At 64.6% G+C, this 3,112-nt stretch carries 3 protein-coding genes and 1 pseudogene; 3 read left to right on the top strand and 1 reads right to left on the bottom strand.

Annotated features, from left to right (window positions below; all coding sequences use genetic code 11):
* From EN969_RS23900 to EN969_RS23910, 3 genes and pseudogenes are all read left to right on the top strand, one after another.
* A pseudogene (locus tag EN969_RS23900) lies at nt 1–273 on the top strand (MFS transporter); the annotation flags it as partial.
* A gap of 12 nt (nt 274–285) precedes the next feature.
* The gene (locus tag EN969_RS23905; RefSeq protein WP_024504859.1) at nt 286–1,563 is read left to right on the top strand and encodes a D-arabinono-1,4-lactone oxidase; all 1,278 of its coding nucleotides are present in this window, start codon (nt 286–288) and stop codon (nt 1,561–1,563) included.
* Nucleotides 1,563–2,702, top strand: a complete 1,140-nt coding sequence (locus EN969_RS23910; RefSeq protein ID WP_063167713.1) for an alanine racemase — start codon at nt 1,563–1,565, stop codon at nt 2,700–2,702. The genes EN969_RS23905 and EN969_RS23910 overlap by 1 nt, the downstream gene beginning before the upstream one ends.
* A gap of 5 nt (nt 2,703–2,707) precedes the next feature.
* On the opposite strand, the gene EN969_RS23915 is transcribed toward EN969_RS23910, so the two are convergent.
* A partial coding sequence (locus tag EN969_RS23915; protein ID WP_164758447.1) for a GyrI-like domain-containing protein occupies nt 2,708–3,112 on the bottom strand: 405 nt, incomplete at its 5' end.

Below are 3,112 nucleotides of genomic sequence, written 5' to 3' on the forward strand. Positions count from 1 at the left end.
GTCGCTGCCCTGGCCATGGGCTTTATCCTGCTGTTCATCGTGCCCTACCAGATCCGTCTGGCGATCACCGCCGACGAGACGCGCACCGCTGTGCTGCTGGTGCCGGCAGCCCAGCTGTTCGGCCTGGCGATCGGGCCGATTGCGGCGTCGCTGCTCATCGATGGCAAGGATTTCCGGCCGGTGCCGGAATTCGCCGCCGCCAGCGCGGTGGCAAGCGTGGCGCTGCTCGGTCTCTTCGTTCTTGTGTCACGTCGCCGTCGTGCGGTTGCCTGAGCGGGGAGCGCCATGTCGAACACTTGGAGCAACTGGTCGGGCTTCGTAAGTGCCGAGCCCAAGCTGATCGCCAGCCCCGGCGATGCCGGTGAACTCGGTGATCTCGTCCGGACCGCGCCCGGCCCGGTGCGCGTTGCCGGCGCCGGTCATTCCTTCACACCGCTGGTGAAATCGCAGGGCACGATCCTGTCCCTGGAGAGACTGGAAGGGCTGGTCTCGCACGACGCGCAAAAACATCAGGCGCGGGTGCGGGCAGGGACCCGGCTCGGCCCGCTCATGCACATCCTGCAAGGAATTGGCCAGGGCCTGCCCAACATGGGCGATATCGACCGCCAGGCGATCGGCGGCGCGCTGGGCACAGCCACGCACGGCTCTGGGCCGACGCTCGGCGCCTATCACACGCAGCTGGAGACGGTGCAGATCGTCGACGGCCTTGGCAAGGTCCGCGACTTCAAGCGGGCAGGGGATCGGGACATGATCCACGCCATCGGTGTTGCGCTCGGCGCTTTCGGCGTGCTCACCGAAGTGACGCTGAACAACATCGCGACCTACCGGTTGCGCCGCCGCAAATATGTGCTGCCGATCACCGAGATGCTGCGTGATTTCGAGGCGATGATGGCCGCGCATCGCTCGGCCGAATTCTACTACATTCCGTTTTCCGGCTATGCGCAGTTCATCGCCAGCGATTTCAGCGATGCCGCACCCACCACGCGGCCGCCGGAAGAGGACGAGGCGGGTTTGAGGACACTGCGCAGGCTGCGCACTTCACTTGCCTGGCTGCCATCGCTGCGTGGCCGCCTGATCCGATCGGCGGCCGCCAAATTTCCCGCCGAGGACTACGTGCAGGACTGGCTCAACGTCTATGCCAGCGACCGGCAGACCAAGTTCAACGAGATGGAATATCATTTGCCGTTCGAGGAAGGGCCGAAGGCGCTGGCCGAGATCATCGAGCTGACCGAGAAGCGCTTTCCCGAGGTCTATTTCCCGATGGAGGTGCGCTCGGTCGCGCCGGACCAGTTCTGGCTTTCGCCATTCTACAACAGGCTGACCTGCTCCATCGCCATCCACCATGACGCCGCGAACGATCCTTTGCCGTTCATGCGGGCGGCAGAGCCGATCTTCCGCAGATATGGCGGCCGGCCGCATTGGGGCAAGATGCACAGCCTGAAAGCGGCGGAGCTGAAAAAGCTCTACCCGCGCTGGGACGATGCCATGGCGGCGCGCCGCGACATCGATCCGGAAAACCGCTTCGTGTCGCCCTACATGGCCGGCCTGTTCGGCATCGAATGATGAGCACCTATTTTTCCACCCTCTCGGATGCGCTGAAGACCGCCGGCATCTTCCGACCCTGCCTGCTGCTCGACCGCGATCGGCTGGACGGAAACATTGCCCTGGTAAAAGGGAGGCTGGATCCCGGCCTGGCCGTGCGGCTGGTCGACAAATCGCTCGCCTGCCTGCCGCTGCTTGCGCATATAGGCAAGGCGCTTCGCCATGAGCGCTTCATGACCTTCCACCCGCCGATCAGCGAGGCGGTGCTGAAGGCGTTTCCGGATGCCGATCTGCTCTACGGCAAGCCGATGCCGATCGGTGCGGCAAGGGCTGCGCTGGTGAAGGGTGATGCCGACTGGTCGCGTGTCTGCTGGCTGATCGACAGCGAGGAGAGACTGGCGGAATACGGTGCTCTCGCTGACGAACTCGGCATCGGCCTGCGCATCGCTTTCGAGATCGATGTCGGGCTGCATCGCGGCGGCTTTGCTGATCCCGCGGCCTTGTCGAAGGCGTTGAGCGCGTTGCCGGCCCGGCTGCATTGCGAAGGCGTCATGGCCTACGAGGCGCATGCGCCGCTCATTCCCGGCCTTTTCGGCGGACCGGCAAAGGCATTGGCGGAGGCGTCGGCGCAGGCTGCGGCGTTCGTCGCCTGTCTCGGCGCCGACCAGCGCCGTATCCTCAACATCGGCGGCAGCAAGACCGCGCTGCTTCATCGTGGCGGCGCGGCCAATGAAGTGTCGATGGGCTCGGCCTTCGTGCTGCCCAGCGACTTCGATACGCCAGGCCTAGAAGGCTTCCAGCCGGCGGCCTTCATTGCCACGCCGATCCTGAAAGTGGTCGAGCCGATGCTGCCTGGCCCGCCGGCCGTCACCCGCCTGCTGCAGGCGCTCGGCCGGTTTCCGCGCAAGGGCTGCTATCTCTATGGCGGCAAGTGGATGGCCGAGCCGGTCTTCCCCCAAGGCATGAAGACGAACGGCCTGCTCGGCCTGTCCTCCAACCAGCAATTCATGGGCTTGCCCGCCGATGCGGCCGCAAGGCCAGGCGACTACGCGTTTCTAAGGCCGACGCAGAGCGAGGCCGTGCTGCAGCAATTCGGGTCGATCGCCGTGTTTTCCGGCGGAAAGGTCATCGATCGCTGGCCGGCGCTGCCGATGGCGTGATCGAGCTACGCCTTCACCGGTACCCAGATCTCCAGCCCGCCATTGCCGCTGTGGGCATCGAACTCCGGTCCATAGCGCTCGAATTCCGGTGCATCCGCGATTTCGTGACCGGAGTCGGGCAGCCAACTGTTCCAGATCGTGTTGATCGTCCGGCGGATGGATGAGATGTGCTCGCGGTGCGAGAACACCGCATATTTCTGCGCCGGCACCCGCACCCGATAGAAGTCCTTCGGCAGATCCGCAAAGCCGGACACTTCGACGCCGACGACATAGTCGAAATTGCCCGCGTCATCGCCGTTAAGGCAGACGCCGTAGAAAACGCCTGAGATCTCGCCGGGGATGTTGCCGATATAGGGTGCAAAACGCTGCCACTGCATCGGAATCCCGGCGCTGGTTTCGCAGCTGTAGCG

Source organism: Mesorhizobium sp. M7A.F.Ca.CA.003.01.2.1 (genome assembly GCF_003998945.1).
Lineage (GTDB): Bacteria > Pseudomonadota > Alphaproteobacteria > Rhizobiales > Rhizobiaceae > Mesorhizobium > Mesorhizobium ciceri.